Raw genomic sequence first — 719 nt, 5'->3', positions numbered from 1 at the left:
GGCGCTCAGTTGTGCCTGATGCGCTGTGTTGTGTTGCGCTATGCCACGCTGATGGCCTTGCTGGTAGCTGTAAAAATGAGTGGCCGCCAACAACAGCAGGCCCAGCGCCAGGGAAACCCGTCCGGTTAACAGATTAAGCCACACAGGATGCGCCTCCCCAGGTCAGATAACGCGGGGCCAGGACGGTTAAAATACGTCGTGAATAGTGGCGGTTCTCGTGCCAGGCGACCTGACCGCGCCCGGCATTGACCCGCTCAATGTTGCCAAACCAGCGCTCGCTATCCAGCCCCTGCTGTTGCGCCAGACGGCGGTCACGCTGCACCCAGCCCAGGCCACCGTTATAAGCCGACAGGGTCATCGCCATCTGCTCACACCGATTGACCGCTGACACCCGTTGCCACAGCCAGTGGTCGAAAGTCACCACTGCACGCAGGCTCCAACTGGGATTGAGCGGTGCCTTGTCGGCCAGGGCGGGTATCAAATCGCCAATCCAGGCGGTAGTCGCGGGCATAAACTGCCCCAGCCCCTGTGCGCCGATGGGGTTCGTGATGCCGGGCTGCCAGCTGCTTTCATGCTCAATCTGGGCGGCAACATCAAACTAGTTGCTGAATAGAGACTTGCATTTTTTGTCACGCTATTGAGAATAAAAAGAGGTTTAACTTAGAGCATAAAGGTTTGAAATGATCAACAAAGAGCGGCCGTTACGAGATAATCGTTTA

General features: G+C 56.9%; 1 pseudogene. It reads right to left on the bottom strand.

Annotation, left to right across the window (positions count from 1 at the left end):
* Positions 1-133: 133 nt before the first annotated feature.
* Positions 134-595, bottom strand: a pseudogene (locus tag CBG25_RS13780) (transglycosylase SLT domain-containing protein); the annotation flags it as partial.
* Positions 596-719 lie beyond the last annotated feature (124 nt).

It is taken from the genome of Arsenophonus sp. ENCA (assembly GCF_002287155.1).
Taxonomy (GTDB): Bacteria; Pseudomonadota; Gammaproteobacteria; order Enterobacterales; family Enterobacteriaceae; genus Arsenophonus; species Arsenophonus nilaparvatae.
The sequence above is the reverse complement of the archived record's forward strand: the minus strand, read 5'-3'. Positions and strand labels throughout refer to the sequence as shown.